At 64.3% G+C, this 16,613-nt stretch carries 13 protein-coding genes; 12 read left to right on the top strand and 1 reads right to left on the bottom strand.

Going from position 1 to position 16,613, the window contains the following annotated elements; genetic code table 11:
- The first annotated feature begins 80 nt into the window (after positions 1 to 80).
- From Sa4125_RS14305 to Sa4125_RS14335, 7 genes are all read left to right on the top strand, one after another.
- The gene (locus Sa4125_RS14305; RefSeq protein ID WP_223998301.1) at positions 81 to 1,289 is read left to right on the top strand and encodes an IS256 family transposase; all 1,209 of its coding nucleotides are present in this window, start codon (positions 81 to 83) and stop codon (positions 1,287 to 1,289) included.
- 121 nt (positions 1,290 to 1,410) lie between these two features.
- Positions 1,411 to 2,546 (top strand): IS3 family transposase gene (locus Sa4125_RS14310; protein WP_223998800.1). Its coding sequence is split into 2 segments (ribosomal slippage): positions 1,411 to 1,678 and positions 1,678 to 2,546, totalling 1,137 coding nucleotides; the frame shifts between segments, so codons are not numbered across the junction.
- 520 nt (positions 2,547 to 3,066) lie between these two features.
- Positions 3,067 to 3,348 (top strand): acyl carrier protein, encoded by a 282-nt coding sequence (locus Sa4125_RS14315; RefSeq protein ID WP_188850385.1) that lies wholly within the window; start codon positions 3,067 to 3,069, stop codon positions 3,346 to 3,348.
- A 120-nt stretch (positions 3,349 to 3,468) separates the two neighbouring features.
- Positions 3,469 to 4,674 carry a beta-ketoacyl-ACP synthase gene (locus tag Sa4125_RS14320; protein ID WP_223998802.1) on the top strand — a complete coding sequence of 402 codons (1,206 nt, stop codon included), beginning with the start codon at positions 3,469 to 3,471 and terminating at the stop codon, positions 4,672 to 4,674.
- A gap of 12 nt (positions 4,675 to 4,686) precedes the next feature.
- On the top strand, positions 4,687 to 5,967 hold the full coding sequence (locus Sa4125_RS14325) for a beta-ketoacyl-ACP synthase (protein WP_223998804.1): 1,281 nt from the start codon (positions 4,687 to 4,689) through the stop codon (positions 5,965 to 5,967).
- A 28-nt stretch (positions 5,968 to 5,995) separates the two neighbouring features.
- Positions 5,996 to 7,039 carry a zinc-binding dehydrogenase gene (locus Sa4125_RS14330; protein ID WP_223998806.1) on the top strand — a complete coding sequence of 348 codons (1,044 nt, stop codon included), beginning with the start codon at positions 5,996 to 5,998 and terminating at the stop codon, positions 7,037 to 7,039.
- A complete protein-coding gene (locus tag Sa4125_RS14335; protein WP_223998808.1) occupies positions 7,036 to 7,953 on the top strand; it encodes a lipid A biosynthesis lauroyl acyltransferase in 918 nt (305 codons plus the stop codon). Before Sa4125_RS14330 ends, Sa4125_RS14335 begins: the two co-directional genes overlap by 4 nt.
- A 171-nt stretch (positions 7,954 to 8,124) precedes the next feature.
- Here the strand turns inward: Sa4125_RS14335 and Sa4125_RS14340 are convergent, their stop codons facing one another.
- Positions 8,125 to 8,529, bottom strand: coding sequence for a L,D-transpeptidase (locus tag Sa4125_RS14340; protein ID WP_224007824.1), 405 nt, complete (start codon positions 8,527 to 8,529; stop codon positions 8,125 to 8,127).
- A 285-nt stretch (positions 8,530 to 8,814) separates the two neighbouring features.
- Between Sa4125_RS14340 and Sa4125_RS14345 the strand changes: the two genes are divergently transcribed.
- The 5 genes from Sa4125_RS14345 (at position 8,815) to Sa4125_RS14365 (ending at position 16,478) form a co-directional block, all read left to right on the top strand.
- Entirely contained in the window at positions 8,815 to 10,818 is a 2,004-nt protein-coding gene (locus Sa4125_RS14345) for a bifunctional diguanylate cyclase/phosphodiesterase (RefSeq protein ID WP_223998809.1), read from the top strand.
- A gap of 673 nt (positions 10,819 to 11,491) precedes the next feature.
- Entirely contained in the window at positions 11,492 to 12,700 is a 1,209-nt protein-coding gene (locus tag Sa4125_RS14350; protein ID WP_223998301.1) for an IS256 family transposase, read from the top strand.
- A gap of 573 nt (positions 12,701 to 13,273) precedes the next feature.
- Complete coding sequence (locus tag Sa4125_RS14355; protein WP_223998811.1) at positions 13,274 to 14,275, top strand: ABC transporter substrate-binding protein; 1,002 nt, start codon at positions 13,274 to 13,276, stop codon at positions 14,273 to 14,275.
- Between the two features lie 306 nt (positions 14,276 to 14,581).
- On the top strand, positions 14,582 to 15,442 hold the full coding sequence (locus Sa4125_RS14360) for a proline/glycine betaine ABC transporter permease (protein WP_223998813.1): 861 nt from the start codon (positions 14,582 to 14,584) through the stop codon (positions 15,440 to 15,442).
- Entirely contained in the window at positions 15,435 to 16,478 is a 1,044-nt protein-coding gene (locus Sa4125_RS14365; protein WP_223998815.1) for a glycine betaine/L-proline ABC transporter ATP-binding protein, read from the top strand. Before Sa4125_RS14360 ends, Sa4125_RS14365 begins: the two co-directional genes overlap by 8 nt.
- Positions 16,479 to 16,613 lie beyond the last annotated feature (135 nt).

The following is a 16,613-nucleotide window of genomic DNA, read 5'->3' on the forward strand; positions in this document are numbered from 1 at the left end:
TTGAAAGGTGTGGCTGAGGCGGTCACCGGATAGGGCGGCTAAGGTGGAGTTGCGAGACTTCAACCTGACCGGAGAACCCGATGACCGAGGACAGACTACCGCTTGCCGAGCTTTTTGCGAAAGCCGGGGACGGCGATTTCCTGAGAACGATAGCCGAGAGCGTGATGCAGCTCCTTATGGAGGTCGACGTTGAAGGCATGATCGGCGCCGGGCGCCACGAACGGACGCAGGAACGGGCGACTTATCGCAATGGCTACCGCGACCGCTCGCTCGACACGCGGCTCGGCTCGTTGCAGCTTCGGATACCCAAGCTTCGGCAGGGCAGCTACTTCCCGCCGTTCCTGGAGCCGAGAAAGCTCTCGGAGAAGGCCTTGGTTGCCGTCATTCAGGAAGCTTGGATCAGCGGCGTTTCCACCCGGCGGGTCGACGATCTGGTACAGGCCATGGGGCTGTCGGGGATCGGCAAGAGCACCGTATCGAAGCTGTGCAAAGACATCGACGAACGCGTCGGCGGCTTCCTCGACCGTCCTCTCACTGGCGACTGGCCCTACCTCTGGCTGGATGCGACCTACCTGAAGCAGCGCGAGGGTGGACGCATCGTTTCGGTCGCCGCCATAATCGCCGTGGCCGTGAACACGGACGGCAAGCGCGAGATCGTCGGCCTTCACATCGGCCCCTCGGAAGCGGAGACGTTTTGGTCGAGCTTCCTCAAGAGCCTCGTGCGCCGCGGCCTGTCCGGCGTGAAGCTCGTGATCTCGGATGCTCACGAAGGGCTGAAAGCCGCCATTCGCCGGGTGTTCAGCGCCTCCTGGCAGCGCTGCCGGGTGCATTGGATGCGCAACGCCCTGTCGTATGTCCCGAAGGCGCAGCAGAGCATGGCGGCGGCCGCGCTGCGCCAAGCCTTCGCCCAGCCCGATCGTGCTAGCGCCAGCCAGGCGCTGCGCCACGTCGCCGACCAGCTTCGGGGAAAGTGTCCAAAGCTCGGGGCCTTCATCGACAACAGCGAGACCGACGTGCTGGCGCACATGGATTTTCCCAGTCAGCACCGGACCCGGATCCATTCGACGAATTCCCTGGAGCGCCTGAACAAGGAGGTGAAGCGGCGTGCCGACGTCGTCGGAATCTTCCCGAACGAGGGATCCATCATCCGGCTCATCGGCGCCGTCCTTCTCGAGGCCAACGACGAATGGCAGATCCAGAACCGCTACATGCAGACCGAACCCATGGCCGACCTCATGGCCATGGGCAACACTGCAAAACCCGAACAGATTTCCACCGAAGTCGCCTGAAACGGAGCCGCTTCAGCTACACTCAATTTCCACCACGTTGACGGACACGACCCGAGAGGTGGTCCCGGAAAACCGGACCAGCATTTAGGGTGGATCGCCTGATGAGAAGGACGATCCGAGCATGTCGAAGAGGGCGCGGTATTCCGCGGAATTCAAAGCCAAGGTCGCGCTGGATGCGATCCGAGGCGAGCTGACGCTGGCCGAATTGGCGAAGAAGCACGGGGTGCATCCGAATGTAGTCGGCCAGTGGAAGCGCCTGGCCATCGAGAACATGGCGACAGCGTTCGGGGGCGGCGTTGCCGAGACGGCCCAAGATCGCGATGCGGAATTCGAGAAGCTCCACGCCAAGATCGGGCAACTCGTTGTGGAACGGGATTTTTTGCAGAAGGCCTTCGGTCGATGAGCCGGGATCGAAGGCAGGCAGGCATCGAGAAGGACCATCCTCGTCTCAGCGTCCGGCGCCAATGCCGTCTTTTGTCGTTGACGCGCTCGACGCTGTACGCCACGCCCGCGGGCGAGAGCGCCGAGAACCTCGCTTTGATGCGACGGATCGACGAGCAGTTCCTGGAGACGCCATGGTATGGCTCTCGGCAGATGGCGCGCTGGCTGCGTCGGCAGGGTTATCTCGTCGGGCGTCATCGCGTTCGGCGGCTGATGCGCAAGATGGGCCTGTCGCCGATCTACCAGGCGCCGCGAACCAGCCAGCCGCACCCGCAGCACCGGATCTATCCCTATCTCCTGCGGGAACTGACGATCGAGCGGCCGAACCACGTCTGGTGCACAGACATCACCTACATCCCGATGCGGCGAGGCTTTCTGTATCTCGTGGCGATTATGGACTGGGCGACAAGGAAGGTGCTGGCCTGGCGGCTGTCGAATACGATGGACGTCGGCTTCTGCATCGAGGCGCTGGAGGAGGCCATGGCCCGCTTCGGCAGACCGGAGATCTTCAACTCCGACCAAGGCTCGCAGTTTACCAGCGCCGACTTCACCGACAAGCTGAAGGCGGCCGGGATCAGGATCTCGATGGATGGCAGAGGTCGCTGGATCGACAATCGGTTCATCGAGAGGCTCTGGCGGTCGTTGAAATACGAATGCGTCTACCTGAATGCGTTCGAGACGGGCTCCGAAGCCCGGCATGGGATCGGCTCGTGGATCAGCTACTATAATGCCGAGAGGCCGCATTCGAGCCTACATGACGCGACACCGAACGAAGCCTATGCGATGAGCTGGGCCGATGAGAAACTGGCGGCATAACCACAACCGCGTTCCACTCTAAATCCGCCGCTGGATGGTCTGAAAACCGGGACCACCTCTCCGTCGCTTCGGACTTTCGGGTCAGAGACTTCTGTCCGCAGCCACGTCTGATACGTTCCGCGGCTTCTGCCTCGGAGCCACCGACGTTCCGCAGTTCGCGGCCCCTTCAAGGCACGAGGACAGCGGAAATGTGGACTGCCAGGCCGGGACCCCGCAGCGAGCGACATCTTTCTATGGGCAGCGCCGGTCAGACCTTCGAACAAGAAGAGGACACGGGCTCACAGAGGAGAGGCGGCGTGCCCATCTATCGAGGCCAGTGGTATAGAGTGCCATCGTCTCCTCGCCCGTATAGAAGGAGCGTGAAGACAAGGGCCGCATGGCCGGGACGGGCTCCTCCGGCCGCGGGCGCGCGCCCCCGCATCCCAACTTTGCTTTTCGCCACCGACCCCCTATAGCTTCGCAAATTCGCACTGCACACGAAACGGCGGTCCCGCATCGCCATCACAAACGGGGTAAGCCTTTGTCTTCAACGTTCGACAAGGTGGCGGACATTATCGCCGAGACCAGCGAGATCGACCGCGACCAGATCACGCCAGAAAGCCACACGATCGACGATCTCGGTATCGATTCGCTCGACTTCCTCGACATCGTCTTTGCCATCGACAAGGAATTCGGCATCAAGATCCCGCTCGAGCAGTGGACGCAGCGCGTCAACGAGGGCGAGGCTGCGACCGAGGAATATTTCGTCCTGAAGAACCTCTGCGCCAAGATCGATGAGCTGCGGGCCGCCAAGACTGCCTGAACGGCGACGACACCTCGACAGGGGCGGCCGCCGGGCAGAGGCTCCCTCCCCGCTGGGCAGCGCCGAGGCCCGGCAGGCATGCGCGGCAGGCCCTCCGGTTTCGAAACAGTTGGAAGCGTCATGAACAAGCCCGCGCGCGAAGTGCTCATCACCGGCATTGGCCTCGTCTCGTCGCTGGGCGAGGGCATCGAGGCCCATCTCGACCGGCTGGGCGCCGAGAGCGTGCCGCAGCCCGAGATCGAGACGGAGCTCTACGCCCCCTACTTCGTCCATCCGCTGCCCGCCATCGACTGGTCGCAGCAGATCCCGAAAAAGGGCGACCAGCGTCAGATGGAGACCTGGCAGAAGCTCGGCACCTATGCCGCGGGCCTGGCCCTGCGCGACGCCGGCATCGAGGAGGGCGAGGAGACCCGCTCCAAGATCGACATGATCGTGGCGGCCGGCGGCGGCGAGCGCGATGCGGCGGTCGATGCACTGGTGATGCAGCGTGCCCGGGGCCTCGACGACCCACAGGCCATGCTCAACGAGACACTGTCATCCGAGCTGCGGCCGACTCTCTTCCTGGCGCAGCTGTCCAACCTTCTCGCCGGCAACATTTCGATCGTCCACAAGGTGACGGGGTCCTCGCGCACCTTCATGGGGGAAGAGGGGGCGGGCATCTCGGCCGTCGCCACGGCAGCAGCGCGCATTGCTGCCGGACAGAGCGACATCTGCCTCGTCGGCGGCGCCTTCTCGGCCGAGCGCAAGGATCTTTTGACCAATTACGAGATGGGCGGCTACCTCCTCACCGGCGAATGGCGCCCGGTCTTCGCCCGCACACCCGGACACGACGGCCTCACGATCGGCAGCGTCGGCGCCTTTCTGGTCCTCGAATCGGCCGAGCATGCGGCAGCCCGCGGCGGCGCCGGCTATGCCCGCCTCGACCATGTCCGCGGCGACCGCGGGCCGCGCGATCCCGATTCCCTGGCCGAGCGGCTTGATTCCCTTCTCGCCACCAGTGGCGTTGACGACGACGACCTTCTGATCCTGTCCGGAGCGACCGGCATCGCATCCCTGTCGCAGACCGAACGCCAGGTTCTGCGCGCGCGGTTTCCCGATGCGGCCCTGCGCAGCTATGGCTCGCTCCTCGGCCAGTCCTTCGAGGCGCAGTTTTCGGCCGGCATCGCGCTGGCGGCCGCCGCTCTGGCGCGCCGCAAGGGATTGCCGCCCTTCGACGGCCGGGTCGAGAACGCCGTCGGCTTCACTCCGTCGACGGCCCTCGTGACGACAGTCGGTCATGCGCAGGCAGAAGGCGTCTGCGTCCTCCACGCCCTCGACGGCCGCTGACGGGAGCCCGCCATGACTTCTTCCTCCACGGACTTCAAGGGTCGCCCGATCGTCGTCGTCACCGGCATCGGTGTCGTCTCCTCGCTCGGCCAGGGCGTCGAAGACAACTGGGCGGCCCTGACCGCCGGGCGTTCGGGCATCCATGCCATCACCCGCTTTGCCACCGACAACCTGCGCACCAGGATCGCCGGGACGGTGGACTTCATGGATGCATCGGCGGTCACCGCCATCGACCTGTCCTTCGCGCTGGCCGAGTCGGCAGGCCTCGAGGCCTGCCGCATGGCCGGCTACGACGGGGATTTTCCAGGCCCCCTGTTTCTGGGCGCGCCACCGATCGAACTGGAATGGCAGCATCGCTTCAGGCTCGACGCCTTGCCGGGCAAAGCCCGCGAGGAGGCCGGCTACGACCGCCTGATCGAGCTGGTGCGGCAGAACCGCGACCCGGCCATGTATCGCCAGACGCTTTTCGGCGGCATTTCCGAGCGCCTCGCCGACCGGCTCGGCACGCGCGGGCTGCCCGTCACGCTCTCGACCGCCTGCGCCTCCGGCGCAAGCGCCATCCAGCTCGGCGTCGAGGCGATCCGCCGCGGCGACACCGATCGCGCCATCTCGGTCGGCACCGACGGTTCGGTCGGCGCCGAGGCTCTTATCCGTTTCTCGCTGCTGTCGGCCCTCTCGACCCAGAACGAGCGGCCGGAAAAGGCTTCGAAGCCTTTCTCCAAGGATCGCGACGGCTTCGTCATCGCCGAAGGAGCCGCCGCCCTCGTGCTCGAATCGCTCGAATCGGCCAGGGCGCGCGGTGCGACCATCCTCGGCGTCATCATGGGATGCGGCGAGAAGGCCGACGATTTTCACCGGACCCGGTCGAAACCCGACGGCTCGCCCATCATTGCTACCATCCGGCACGGGCTCGCCGATGCCGGGCTTCAGCCGGAAGACATCGGCTACATCAACGCCCACGGCACATCGACGCCCGAGAACGACCGGATGGAAGCGGGCGGCCTGGCCGCGGTTTTCGGCGAGCGCATCTCCAGTGTGCCGATCTCCTCCAACAAGTCGATGATCGGCCACACGCTCACCGCCGCCGGCGCGATCGAGGCGGTGTTCTCGCTTCTGACCATGCGCGAGGGCGTCCTGCCGCCGACGATCAATTACGACGTTCCAGATCCGGCGATCCCGCTCGACACCGTGGCCAACGTAAAGCGTTCCGCCGATGTCGCCGCCGTGCTCTCCAATTCCTTCGGCTTCGGCGGACAGAATGTCAGCCTGGTCCTTGGCCGCGAACCCGGCTGAGGCAGTCGACCGCTTCAAAGGTATCTTCATGCGCGCATTGCAGCTCATCGGCGACAAGGATCTTCGCCAGACGGAGATCGACGAGCCGCCGGCGCCGGGGCCCGGCGAGGCGCGGGTTCGCATCCAGGTGGTCGCGCTCAACCATCTCGACGTCTGGGGCTGGCGCGGGATGGCATTTGCCAAGCGCAAGCTGCCGCTGGTCATCGGTGCGGAAGCATCCGGCGTCGTCGAGGCGCTCGGCCCGGGAGCCGGCGGCCTCCTGCCGGGACAGCTGGTATCGATCTACGGCGCGCGCACCTGCGGCCTGTGCAAGGCATGCCGCGAAGGCCGCGACAACCTCTGCGAACATGTCTCGGGTGTGCACGGCTTCCATCTCGACGGTTTCGCCTGCGAATATGTGAATCTGCCGGTCCGCCTGCTGGTCCCTGCCCCGCCCGGCTGCGACGCCGTCGGCGCCGCACTGGCGCCGGTCACCTTCGGCACGGTCGAGCACATGCTGTTCGACAATGCGCAGCTGACGCCCGGCGAAACGATTCTCATCCACGCCGGAGGATCGGGAATAGGCTCCGCCGCGATCCAGCTCGCCAAGCGACAGGGCGCGACCGTGATCACCACGGTTGGCTCGGATGCCAAGATCGAGCCTGCCAGGGCGCTCGGCGCCGACCACGTCATCAACTACCGCTCCGACCGGTTTGAGGGCGTCGTGCGCAAGCTGACGAAGAAGAAGGGCGTCGACGTTGTCTTCGAGCATGTCGGCGTCGATACCTGGGCGGGCTCCATGCTCTGCCTGAAGCGCGGCGGACGGCTCGTCACCTGCGGCTCGACCTCCGGCGTCTCCGCGCCGACCAACCTGATGATGCTCTTCCAGCAACAGCTGAGACTGATCGGCTCCTTCGGCTGCCGGATGGAGAACATGGCGGACGCCATGCAGAAGATGGCGCGCGGGCTCGTCAAGCCGGTGATCGACACGGCGATCGGGTTCGACGAGATCGACGTGGCGCTGCAGCGCATGGCCGGGCGGGACGTGTTCGGCAAGATCATCCTGCAACTCGAGGACCGGCCGGCCGCATGAACACCTTCGTCAAGAAGGCATGGAAGCGCTGGCGCATCGTTTCCGACTGGACGACGGCGCAGGCGGTCTTCGCCGTGCTGCGGCTGCTGCGGCTGATGCCGCCGCAGGCAGGCCTCAGCGCCGCGGCAGCCCTCGGGCGCTGGATCGGCCCCTTGACGAGCCGTCACAAGGTGGCGGCCGCCAATCTGCGCCTCGCCTATCCCGACCGGGACGAGGCCTGGATCGACGCGACGGCGCGCGCCAACTGGGAGCAGATGGCCCGGCTTGCCGCGGAGTTCGTCTTTCTCGATGAAATCTTCGATTTCGATCCCGACCGCCCGGGCGAGGGCTTGATCGAGGTCGAGGGAGCCGAGATCTTCGCGGAACTGCGGGACCGCAAGGGCCCCTTCATCTTCTTCACCGGCCATCTCGGCTGTTTCGAGCTTTTGCCGATCTGCGCCGCGGCCTTCGATCTGGAGGTCACCGCCCTCTTCCGCAAGCCGAACAACCGCTACATCGCGCGCGAGATCCTGTCGACGCGCAAGACCAGCGGCGGACACATGGTGCCGTCGAAGGCAGGCGCTGCCTGGGCCCTTGCCGGCACGCTGGACCGCGGCGGTGCCGTCGGCATGCTCGTGGACCAGAAGTTCAAGAAGGGCGTCAAGACGACCTTCTTCGGCCGGGAGTGCCGGACGAACCCGCTGGTCCCCAAGCTTGCACGCCAGTTTGCCTGCGAGGTCTACCCCGTCCGTTCCATTCGCCTGCCGAACGGCCGCTACCGCCTCGAACTGAAGCCGAGGATCGAGCTGCCGCGCACGCAAGAGGGCGTCGTCGACATTGCGGCCAGCTGCCAGATGTTGAACGACATCGTCGAGTCCTGGGTGCGCGAGCATCCGGAACAGTGGATGTGGTTTCACCGCCGCTGGCAGCAGTGATTCCTCCCGCTCCGGCGCAGCACGCCATCCCCGCATGGCGGCGCCGCGAGCCGTGCCCGCGGAGCCGTCGACAGATGGAAGCCTCTGGTCGGATCTACCGGGGACAAGAGATGGCTGCACGACCGGTGGTTGACCGAGCCGCCCCGCCTCCCTGTCTTCAGGTATCCCGAGTCAGCGGGCGATGACGATGGACGTATTTCGGGGGCCGACTTCCTTGACCATCGAATAGAGCTTGGCGGCATTGGCCGGATGGAGCCGGATGCATCCATGCGAGGCGGGACGCCCAAGACGCGAGATCGACTGCGTCCCGTGGATGGCATAGCCCCCACGAAAAAAGATCGAATGGGGCATCGGAGACTGGTTGTACTTCTGCGAATACCACATCCGGTGCATCCGCGTCGGCCGATAGCGTCCGACGGGCGTGCGATATCCAGACCTCGCCGTCGACACTTTCCAGCGATCGACGACAGTCCCGTTGCGCGTAACCGTCATGACCTGCGAGGAAATATCGACTTTGGCGACCAGGGATGCTTTTGCCGACGCGCTCCCTGTCTCCAATGCAAACACAAACGCCATCGCTGCCGCAAAGATATTGATGGACCTCACTATATCTACTCCCCACTAAACGCCTACTCCACATCTAACATAAGGGGGCCTCGGAACGGTTTTAGCAATAGGTCGGATTTGACTGGGGTGATTGAGAAGTATTTAAAAGACTCTGTGACCTTATCGCAACGGCAGGTTTTTTCTGCAGCGCCGGCCAGCGATCGTGGGACGGCTGGATCTTCGTTTGCCTGACGAGAAAAATTTTTACCTTCTGCCGATAGCCTGCAAAGACAGAAATCTGGTCCAACGCACCCAATGCTGAATGTACTGAAACGATATTGGGCAACGATCCTCGGCGCGGCGATCATCGCCGGCGTGGTGACGTTGGGCACGCTCCATATCGGCGCCACGACGATCGGCGCTCTGGTCGAGACCGCCCTGCGGACGAAGGGAGAGAAGTTCTCGGAGCTTCTCCTGTCCACCGACGGCAATGTGGATGCGTTCCTCACCGGGGTTTCGCGGGCCGCCGACGCGGAAACCAAGATCCGTCAGTTGGCCGCCCTTGCCGATATCGACACCTTCTCCGTCTTCGACCGCAACGGCGAGGAAGTCTTCCGGTCCCGTTCCGACCGATACGAGTGGCTGCTGCGCGATCGTCCGGGCGGGATCAGCTCCAAGGATCGGCTTTCCGACCGCATTCTGAACAGTCCCGGCAAGTGGCAGATCGTCTACGACGACGGCCGCACCAACCCTTCCCTGGTGACGCCGCTCATTCGGGACGGGCAGACGATCGGCTACCTCTCCGTCGTGGCCGACATGATCGACGACCGGACGTCCTACGGGATCACGCTTCGCGACGCGTCGCTGTCCGTCCTCGCTTTGCTCCTGATAGCCACCGGCGTTCCGTCGCTGATCTACATCCGGCGTCACCGCAAGATCGCGGAGGCAGACGATCGCATCCAGTTCCTCGCCAATCACGACCCGCTGACGCACCTTTTCAACCGGACAAGGATGCAGGAGGAAACCCAGCGGATCCTGGCGACGTCGCGGGCGACGCGCGAGGAGATGGCGTTCTGCTTCATCGACATCGCCGGGCTGTCCGACATCAATGACAGCCTCGGACAGGGGGCCGGCGACGAACTGCTCCAGATCGTCGCCAACCGCCTGACCTCGACCGTGGACCGGACCGACCTCCTCGCCCGTATCGGTGCCGACGACTTCGTTCTCCTGCGCCGCCGCGTCACCGGCGCGGACGACCTTGCCGCCGTCGCGCTCAGCATCAAGCGCGCCGTTGCCGAGCCGGTCGAGCTGAAAGGCCAGATCATCCGGCCAAACGTCTCCATCGGCGTCGCGATGATGCCCAGGGATGGGCGCACCTATGGCGAGCTCGTCAACCACGCCGAACTCGCCCTCTTCCAGCACAAGACTTCGAAGACCGGCGACTGTGTCGTTTTCGAGCAGCATATGGACGAGGAAGTTCATCGGCGGCGGCAGATCGAGGCGACGGTCCGCGATGCGCTCGCCAATGACGGCTTCGAGCTTTTCTACCAGCCCATCGTCGACCGTGCGGGCACCCAGCTGCTGGGATTCGAGGCGCTGCTGCGGCTGCCCGACCCCGCCGGCGGCTACATCTCCCCGGTGCTGTTCATTCCGATCGCCGAGACCCGCGGCTACATCAAGGAAATCGGCACCTGGGTCATCCGCAAGGCGGCCGAGCAGATCGCTCACTGGCCCGATCATCTGTTCGTCTCGGTCAACCTCTCGGCCGTGCAGTTCCGGGACGGGGACCTCGTCGGGATCGTGAAGCAGGCGCTGTCCAAGGCCGGCATCGAAGGTCGGCGGCTTGAGATCGAAGTGGTGGAGTCCCTCCTCCTCGAGCGGTCCGACGATATTCTCGGCCAGCTGAACGAGCTGAAGGCGCTGGGGGTCTCCATCGACATGGATGATTTCGGAACCGGTTATTCGTCGCTCGGCTATCTCTGGCGCTTCCCCTTCGACAAGCTGAAGATCGACCAGTCCTTCATGGTGGCCTTCGATGCGGGCGAACAGAACGTCAGCGAAATTCTCGGCACCATCGTCTCGCTGGCCCACCACATGCACATGAAGGTGACGGCAGAAGGCGTCGAGACGAAGGAACAGGCCGATCTCCTGGCTTCGCTCGGCTGCGACCAGCAGCAGGGCTACTATTTCGGCAAGCCGATGCCCGCGAACCGGATCGCCGGCGAAATCCTGGCGCGCTATCAGACCCGGACCGGCCACGCCAGAGAGGCGACGACGCCGATGTCTGCCCTCGGCATGCGCACCGTCCCATCGGCCTGACGCGGGATATCGACGAGGCGCGAGCCACAGGTATCCCCGCGATCCGCCAGACCTCCGTGCCGATGAGGCCCGTAGGGGGCGGCCGCATCCATCCACACCATGGTGCTGCGCGTCGCGGGACGCTGCTGCGGACGACAGCGATGTGCAGCGTCTGCGTCGCGGGCAGACCGCCGCTGCAGGATGGGATACGCGACCGACGGCACCGGCCGGGAGAGCGGCAGAGAGGGAATGGCGGCAGGGCATCGTGCGGCATTCGATCGACGCGAAAAAACCGCGCCGTCCGAAGAAGCGGCGCGGTTTTCTCCACAACGTGACTGGAGGGTCTGGGCGCCAAGGGCCCCGGTACGCGATACTTTTCCCGGAGGCGGAGGCGTCTTTCGTCGCTCCCCAGTTATCGCAGGCAGGTGTTACTCATCCTCTAACGCCGCGCATTTCTGTCGGCCAGAACAGCCCTTACCGGGCCCGGGTCCCGTGATTGAAGCCAGCGAATGGCCGGAATGAAATGACGCACACGCCTCCGCCCGATGGCCTTACCACGCGCTCGCCCCGCCGCGCCCTGGGTAGTGTCCGCGCTCGTGGTGGAAATTCCGACATTGAAAGGTGTGGCTGAGGCGGTCACCGGATAGGGCGGCTAAGGTGGAGTTGCGAGACTTCAACCTGACCGGAGAACCCGATGACCGAGGACAGACTACCGCTTGCCGAGCTTTTTGCGAAAGCCGGGGACGGCGATTTCCTGAGAACGATAGCCGAGAGCGTGATGCAGCTCCTTATGGAGGTCGACGTTGAAGGCATGATCGGCGCCGGGCGCCACGAACGGACGCAGGAACGGGCGACTTATCGCAATGGCTACCGCGACCGCTCGCTCGACACGCGGCTCGGCTCGTTGCAGCTTCGGATACCCAAGCTTCGGCAGGGCAGCTACTTCCCGCCGTTCCTGGAGCCGAGAAAGCTCTCGGAGAAGGCCTTGGTTGCCGTCATTCAGGAAGCTTGGATCAGCGGCGTTTCCACCCGGCGGGTCGACGATCTGGTACAGGCCATGGGGCTGTCGGGGATCGGCAAGAGCACCGTATCGAAGCTGTGCAAAGACATCGACGAACGCGTCGGCGGCTTCCTCGACCGTCCTCTCACTGGCGACTGGCCCTACCTCTGGCTGGATGCGACCTACCTGAAGCAGCGCGAGGGTGGACGCATCGTTTCGGTCGCCGCCATAATCGCCGTGGCCGTGAACACGGACGGCAAGCGCGAGATCGTCGGCCTTCACATCGGCCCCTCGGAAGCGGAGACGTTTTGGTCGAGCTTCCTCAAGAGCCTCGTGCGCCGCGGCCTGTCCGGCGTGAAGCTCGTGATCTCGGATGCTCACGAAGGGCTGAAAGCCGCCATTCGCCGGGTGTTCAGCGCCTCCTGGCAGCGCTGCCGGGTGCATTGGATGCGCAACGCCCTGTCGTATGTCCCGAAGGCGCAGCAGAGCATGGCGGCGGCCGCGCTGCGCCAAGCCTTCGCCCAGCCCGATCGTGCTAGCGCCAGCCAGGCGCTGCGCCACGTCGCCGACCAGCTTCGGGGAAAGTGTCCAAAGCTCGGGGCCTTCATCGACAACAGCGAGACCGACGTGCTGGCGCACATGGATTTTCCCAGTCAGCACCGGACCCGGATCCATTCGACGAATTCCCTGGAGCGCCTGAACAAGGAGGTGAAGCGGCGTGCCGACGTCGTCGGAATCTTCCCGAACGAGGGATCCATCATCCGGCTCATCGGCGCCGTCCTTCTCGAGGCCAACGACGAATGGCAGATCCAGAACCGCTACATGCAGACCGAACCCATGGCCGACCTCATGGCCATGGGCAACACTGCAAAACCCGAACAGATTTCCACCGAAGTCGCCTGAAACGGAGCCGCTTCAGCTACACTCAATTTCCACCACGTTGACGGACACGACCGCGCCCTGCGTGGACACCCGTCCCCGACCCCAGCTCATCGGCCCGGCACCGATCCTCCGGGATCTCGTCGCGTTGCGGCCGCTAAAGCGGGATGGCTTTTCTTCGAATCGCCGAGCCGCTTTCGTTCTTTGTTTCCGCATGATCTCTTTCCGAAAGCCGGAGGCCACCTTTCGGGATCATGCTCTAATGCCGCAGAGACAACGGTCGCCGTCGCGTTCGGACATGTGCGCCATCTGTGGTGCCATAGGCTGACAGTGCCGAAACGATGCCAGCCGCAGGGAGGCGCCTCAATATCAAGCCTCGGTGCCTAGCACCCCGGGATTGGTTGAACACCTGCGTGATGGGTTCAGAATAAATCAGAAAACGGTTGGATTCGCAGACGTGACGGGCTAGCCTTGTATCAACACAACGGTCGTAGCGTAGTGCTTTCTGATAAAGTGCCGAATATGCAAGCATTGACTTGCTGCTAATGCGCTTCGTTGTGATTTCATTGGTGCATATTTTCTCTCGAAAGGCCGGATATGAAGAAACTTCTCGCATCGACCATTCTCGCTGCCTCGATTTTCGGCTTCGCTGGAGCCGCATCGGCCGCGGAAGACTGTGGCAGCATGACGATTTCTGCGATGAACTGGGCGTCTGCCGAGGTGCTGGCCTCGATCGACAAGTTCATCCTAGAAAACGGCTATGGCTGCGACGCCTCGCTCGTGCCGGGCGACACCATGCCGACTTTTGCCTCGATGACCGAGAAGGGCCAACCCGACATCGCGCCGGAAATGTGGGTTAACCAGTTCCGCGACCAGATCGACGGCGCCGTGAAGGACGGCAGGGTCATGTACGGCGCCGAGTCTCTGACGGACGGCGGCGTCGAAGGATGGTGGGTCCCCACCTATTTCGCCGAGGCACATCCCGAGATCAAGACGATCCAGGATGCGATGGAGCATCCCGAACTCTTCCCGTCGAGCGAGGATCCGTCGAAGGGGGCGGTCTACAACTGCCCGTCGGGCTGGGGCTGCCAGATCACCACGACGCAGTTCTTCAAGGCCTATGAGGGCGAAAAGAAAGGCTTCGTGCTCGTCGATACGGGCTCGGGCGCCGGCCTCGACGGCTCCATCGCCAAGGCCTACGAGAACAAGCAGCCCTGGCTCGGCTACTACTGGGCACCGACCGCCGTGCTCGGCAAATACGACATGACCAAGCTCGGCTTCGACACCACGTTCGACGAGGGCGAATGGAAGCGCTGTACCTCGGTTGCCGACTGCCCGGATCCGAAGATCAACGCCTGGACGAAGAGCGAGGTCTTCACCATGGTCACGCCGAAAGTCGCCGAATCCTCGAGCGGCGCGGCCGAATATCTGAAGACCCGCGGCTGGAGCAACGACATCGTCAACAAGCTGCTCGCCTGGAAGGAAGACAAGCAAGCGAACGGCGAGGACACGGCGCTGCACTTCCTCGAGAGCCAGCCGGACGTCTGGACCAAGTGGGTCCCGGCTGACGTCGCAGAAAAGGTCAAGGCGGCCCTCTAGGCCCCTTCCCGGCAGGAGCCGCACCGGCTGCTGCCAACCGACCAACCCGACGGGAGCCACAGGCTGGCTCCCGTCGAACTCCCTCTCCGCTTCGGGCTTGCCAGTCAGGGCTCGCCCCAGGGGAGCTGGCACCCCACAGGCCGAACGCCGCCGGTTTTGCGGCCCTGCTTCAGGCGCCATGGTGGATCTCCGGGATCAGCAGGCCGGCTGATCGGCCCGGCGACATCAGCCCCGAAGCAACGCGGCACGGCCCACCTCGTTGGATTGGTTGAAACTGTGCCGAACTGGTTTTATGAGTTCCCCGAGATGGACCGCGGCCTGCTCCGGGAGGGAACGCGCGCCGTCGACCAGGCCTACAAGGCTTTTTCCCGTGCCTGGGGCGACACGATCGAGGCGGTCTTTCGGCCGCTCCTCGACTTCCTGCTCTGGTTCGAATCTCTGTTGCTGACCACGCCCTGGTGGATCGTGCTGCTGGTCGCCACAGCCATCGTCTGGTTTTCCAGCCACTCCCGCAAGATCACGATCGGCACGGTTGTGGCCCTCCTCCTCATCGGCCTCTTCGGCATGTGGGAAGATACGATGCGCACGCTGTCGATCATCGTCGTGTGCACGCTCCTGTCGATCGTCATCGGCCTGCCGATCGGAATCCTGATGTCGCGCTCCGACAGGGTTCAGGCTGTCGTCTCGCCGATCCTCGACGTCATGCAGACCATGCCGTCCTTCGTCTATCTCATCCCCATCGTCATGCTGCTCGGCATCGGGCTCATTCCGGGCCTCCTCGTCGTCGTCATCTACGCCATGCCGCCGATCATCCGCCTGACCAATCTCGGCATCCGGCTCGTCGACAAGGAAGTGCTGGAGGCGGCCGACGCCTTCGGCGCGTCGAACTGGCAGCGGCTGACCGGCGTGCAGCTGCCGCTCTCGCTGCCGACGATCATGGCAGGCATCAACCAGACCATCATGATGGCGCTCGCAATGGTCGTCGTCGCCTCGCTGATCGGCGTGCGCGGCCTCGGCCAGCCGGTGCTGCAGGCGATCACCAATCAGTATTTCGCGCAGGGCGTGATGAATGGCCTCGCCATCGTCGCCATCGCCATCATCTTCGACCGCACCAGTCAGGCCTACGGGCGCCGGCTGCAGCGCCACCGGGAGGCCTCCCATGGATGACGTCGCGATCCGGATACGCTCGCTCTACAAGATCTTCGGCTCCGACGACCGCCGCCTGGTGGAGGAGGTCAAGGCGGGCATGAGCAAGGCCGAGCTGATGGAGCGGCATCAGCACGTCCTCGGCCTGAAGGACATCAACATCGACATGCCGAAGGGCGGCATTCAGGTGGTGATGGGCCTGTCGGGTTCGGGCAAGTCGACCCTCATCCGCCACATCAACCGGCTGATCGAACCGACCTCCGGCGAGATTCTCATCGGCGGCGAGGACGTACTGGCGATGTCGCCCGCGCGCCTGCAGGATTTTCGCCGGCACAAGATCTCGATGGTGTTCCAGCGCTTCGCCCTCCTGCCGCACAAGACCATCATCGACAACGTTACCTACGGCCTCTCGATCCAGGGCAAAAGCGAGGCGGAAAAGCAGGCCGCCGCCAAGCGCTGGATCGATCGCGTCGGCCTTTCCGGCTACGAGAACCGCTATCCCGCGGCGCTGTCGGGTGGCATGCAGCAGCGGGTCGGGCTTGCTCGCGCGCTCGCCACCGACGCCGACATCCTGCTGATGGACGAGGCCTTCTCCGCGCTCGACCCGCTGATCCGCAGCGACATGCAGTCCGTGCTGCTCGGCCTGCAGGATGAGCTTCACAAGACCATCGTCTTCATCACCCACGATCTCGACGAGGCCCTGCGCATCGGCAACCGCATCGCGATCCTGCGCGACGGCGAGATCGTGCAGCAGGGAACGGGCGAGGAGATCGTCCTCAAGCCGGCCGATGCCTACATCGCCTCCTTCGTCCGGGAGGTGAACCGGGGTCGCGTGATCCAGGTCCAGACCATCATGCAGCCGCCCTCGGCGGAAGGCGGCACGAGCGGGCCGGCGGTGGCCAAGGGCACGCTCATCGAGGAGGCGGCCCGTCTCATGTCGGAAAGCGGAAGCCAGTCGGCGCACGTCGTCAACGGCACGGGCCTGCCGATCGGCATCCTGACCCTGCAGGGCATCATGACCGCAATGGTCAACCCGCCGGACCATCCCGCCCCTTAGGGAGAACCTGGCGACGCCGGCATGGTGCAAATGCGGCAGTAGGCAGCAAAGGCCACCAAGGTGGTCTAACTATAAGGGGGCTCGAGAAGCGCCGCACCGCGGGATCCAACGGATCAACGCCGCAACGCATGCCGA

The organism is Aureimonas sp. SA4125, assembly GCF_019973775.1.
Classification (GTDB): domain Bacteria; phylum Pseudomonadota; class Alphaproteobacteria; order Rhizobiales; family Rhizobiaceae; genus Plantimonas.

What these genes read in the sequence shown, in the direction of transcription:
- Sa4125_RS14355 (WP_223998811.1), top strand. Translation starts at nt 13,274, where the DNA reads ATGAAGAAACTTCTCGCATCGACCATTCTCGCTGCCTCGATTTTCGGC.
- Sa4125_RS14320 (WP_223998802.1), top strand. Translation starts at nt 3,469, where the DNA reads ATGAACAAGCCCGCGCGCGAAGTGCTCATCACCGGCATTGGCCTCGTC.
- Sa4125_RS14325 (WP_223998804.1), top strand. Translation starts at nt 4,687, where the DNA reads ATGACTTCTTCCTCCACGGACTTCAAGGGTCGCCCGATCGTCGTCGTC.
- Sa4125_RS14335 (WP_223998808.1), top strand. Translation starts at nt 7,036, where the DNA reads ATGAACACCTTCGTCAAGAAGGCATGGAAGCGCTGGCGCATCGTTTCC.
- Sa4125_RS14350 (WP_223998301.1), top strand. Translation starts at nt 11,492, where the DNA reads ATGACCGAGGACAGACTACCGCTTGCCGAGCTTTTTGCGAAAGCCGGG.
- Sa4125_RS14345 (WP_223998809.1), top strand. Translation starts at nt 8,815, where the DNA reads ATGCTGAATGTACTGAAACGATATTGGGCAACGATCCTCGGCGCGGCG.
- Sa4125_RS14305 (WP_223998301.1), top strand. Translation starts at nt 81, where the DNA reads ATGACCGAGGACAGACTACCGCTTGCCGAGCTTTTTGCGAAAGCCGGG.
- Sa4125_RS14360 (WP_223998813.1), top strand. Translation starts at nt 14,582, where the DNA reads ATGGACCGCGGCCTGCTCCGGGAGGGAACGCGCGCCGTCGACCAGGCC.
- Sa4125_RS14340 (WP_224007824.1), bottom strand. Translation starts at nt 8,529, where the DNA reads ATGGCGTTTGTGTTTGCATTGGAGACAGGGAGCGCGTCGGCAAAAGCA.
- Sa4125_RS14330 (WP_223998806.1), top strand. Translation starts at nt 5,996, where the DNA reads ATGCGCGCATTGCAGCTCATCGGCGACAAGGATCTTCGCCAGACGGAG.
- Sa4125_RS14365 (WP_223998815.1), top strand. Translation starts at nt 15,435, where the DNA reads ATGGATGACGTCGCGATCCGGATACGCTCGCTCTACAAGATCTTCGGC.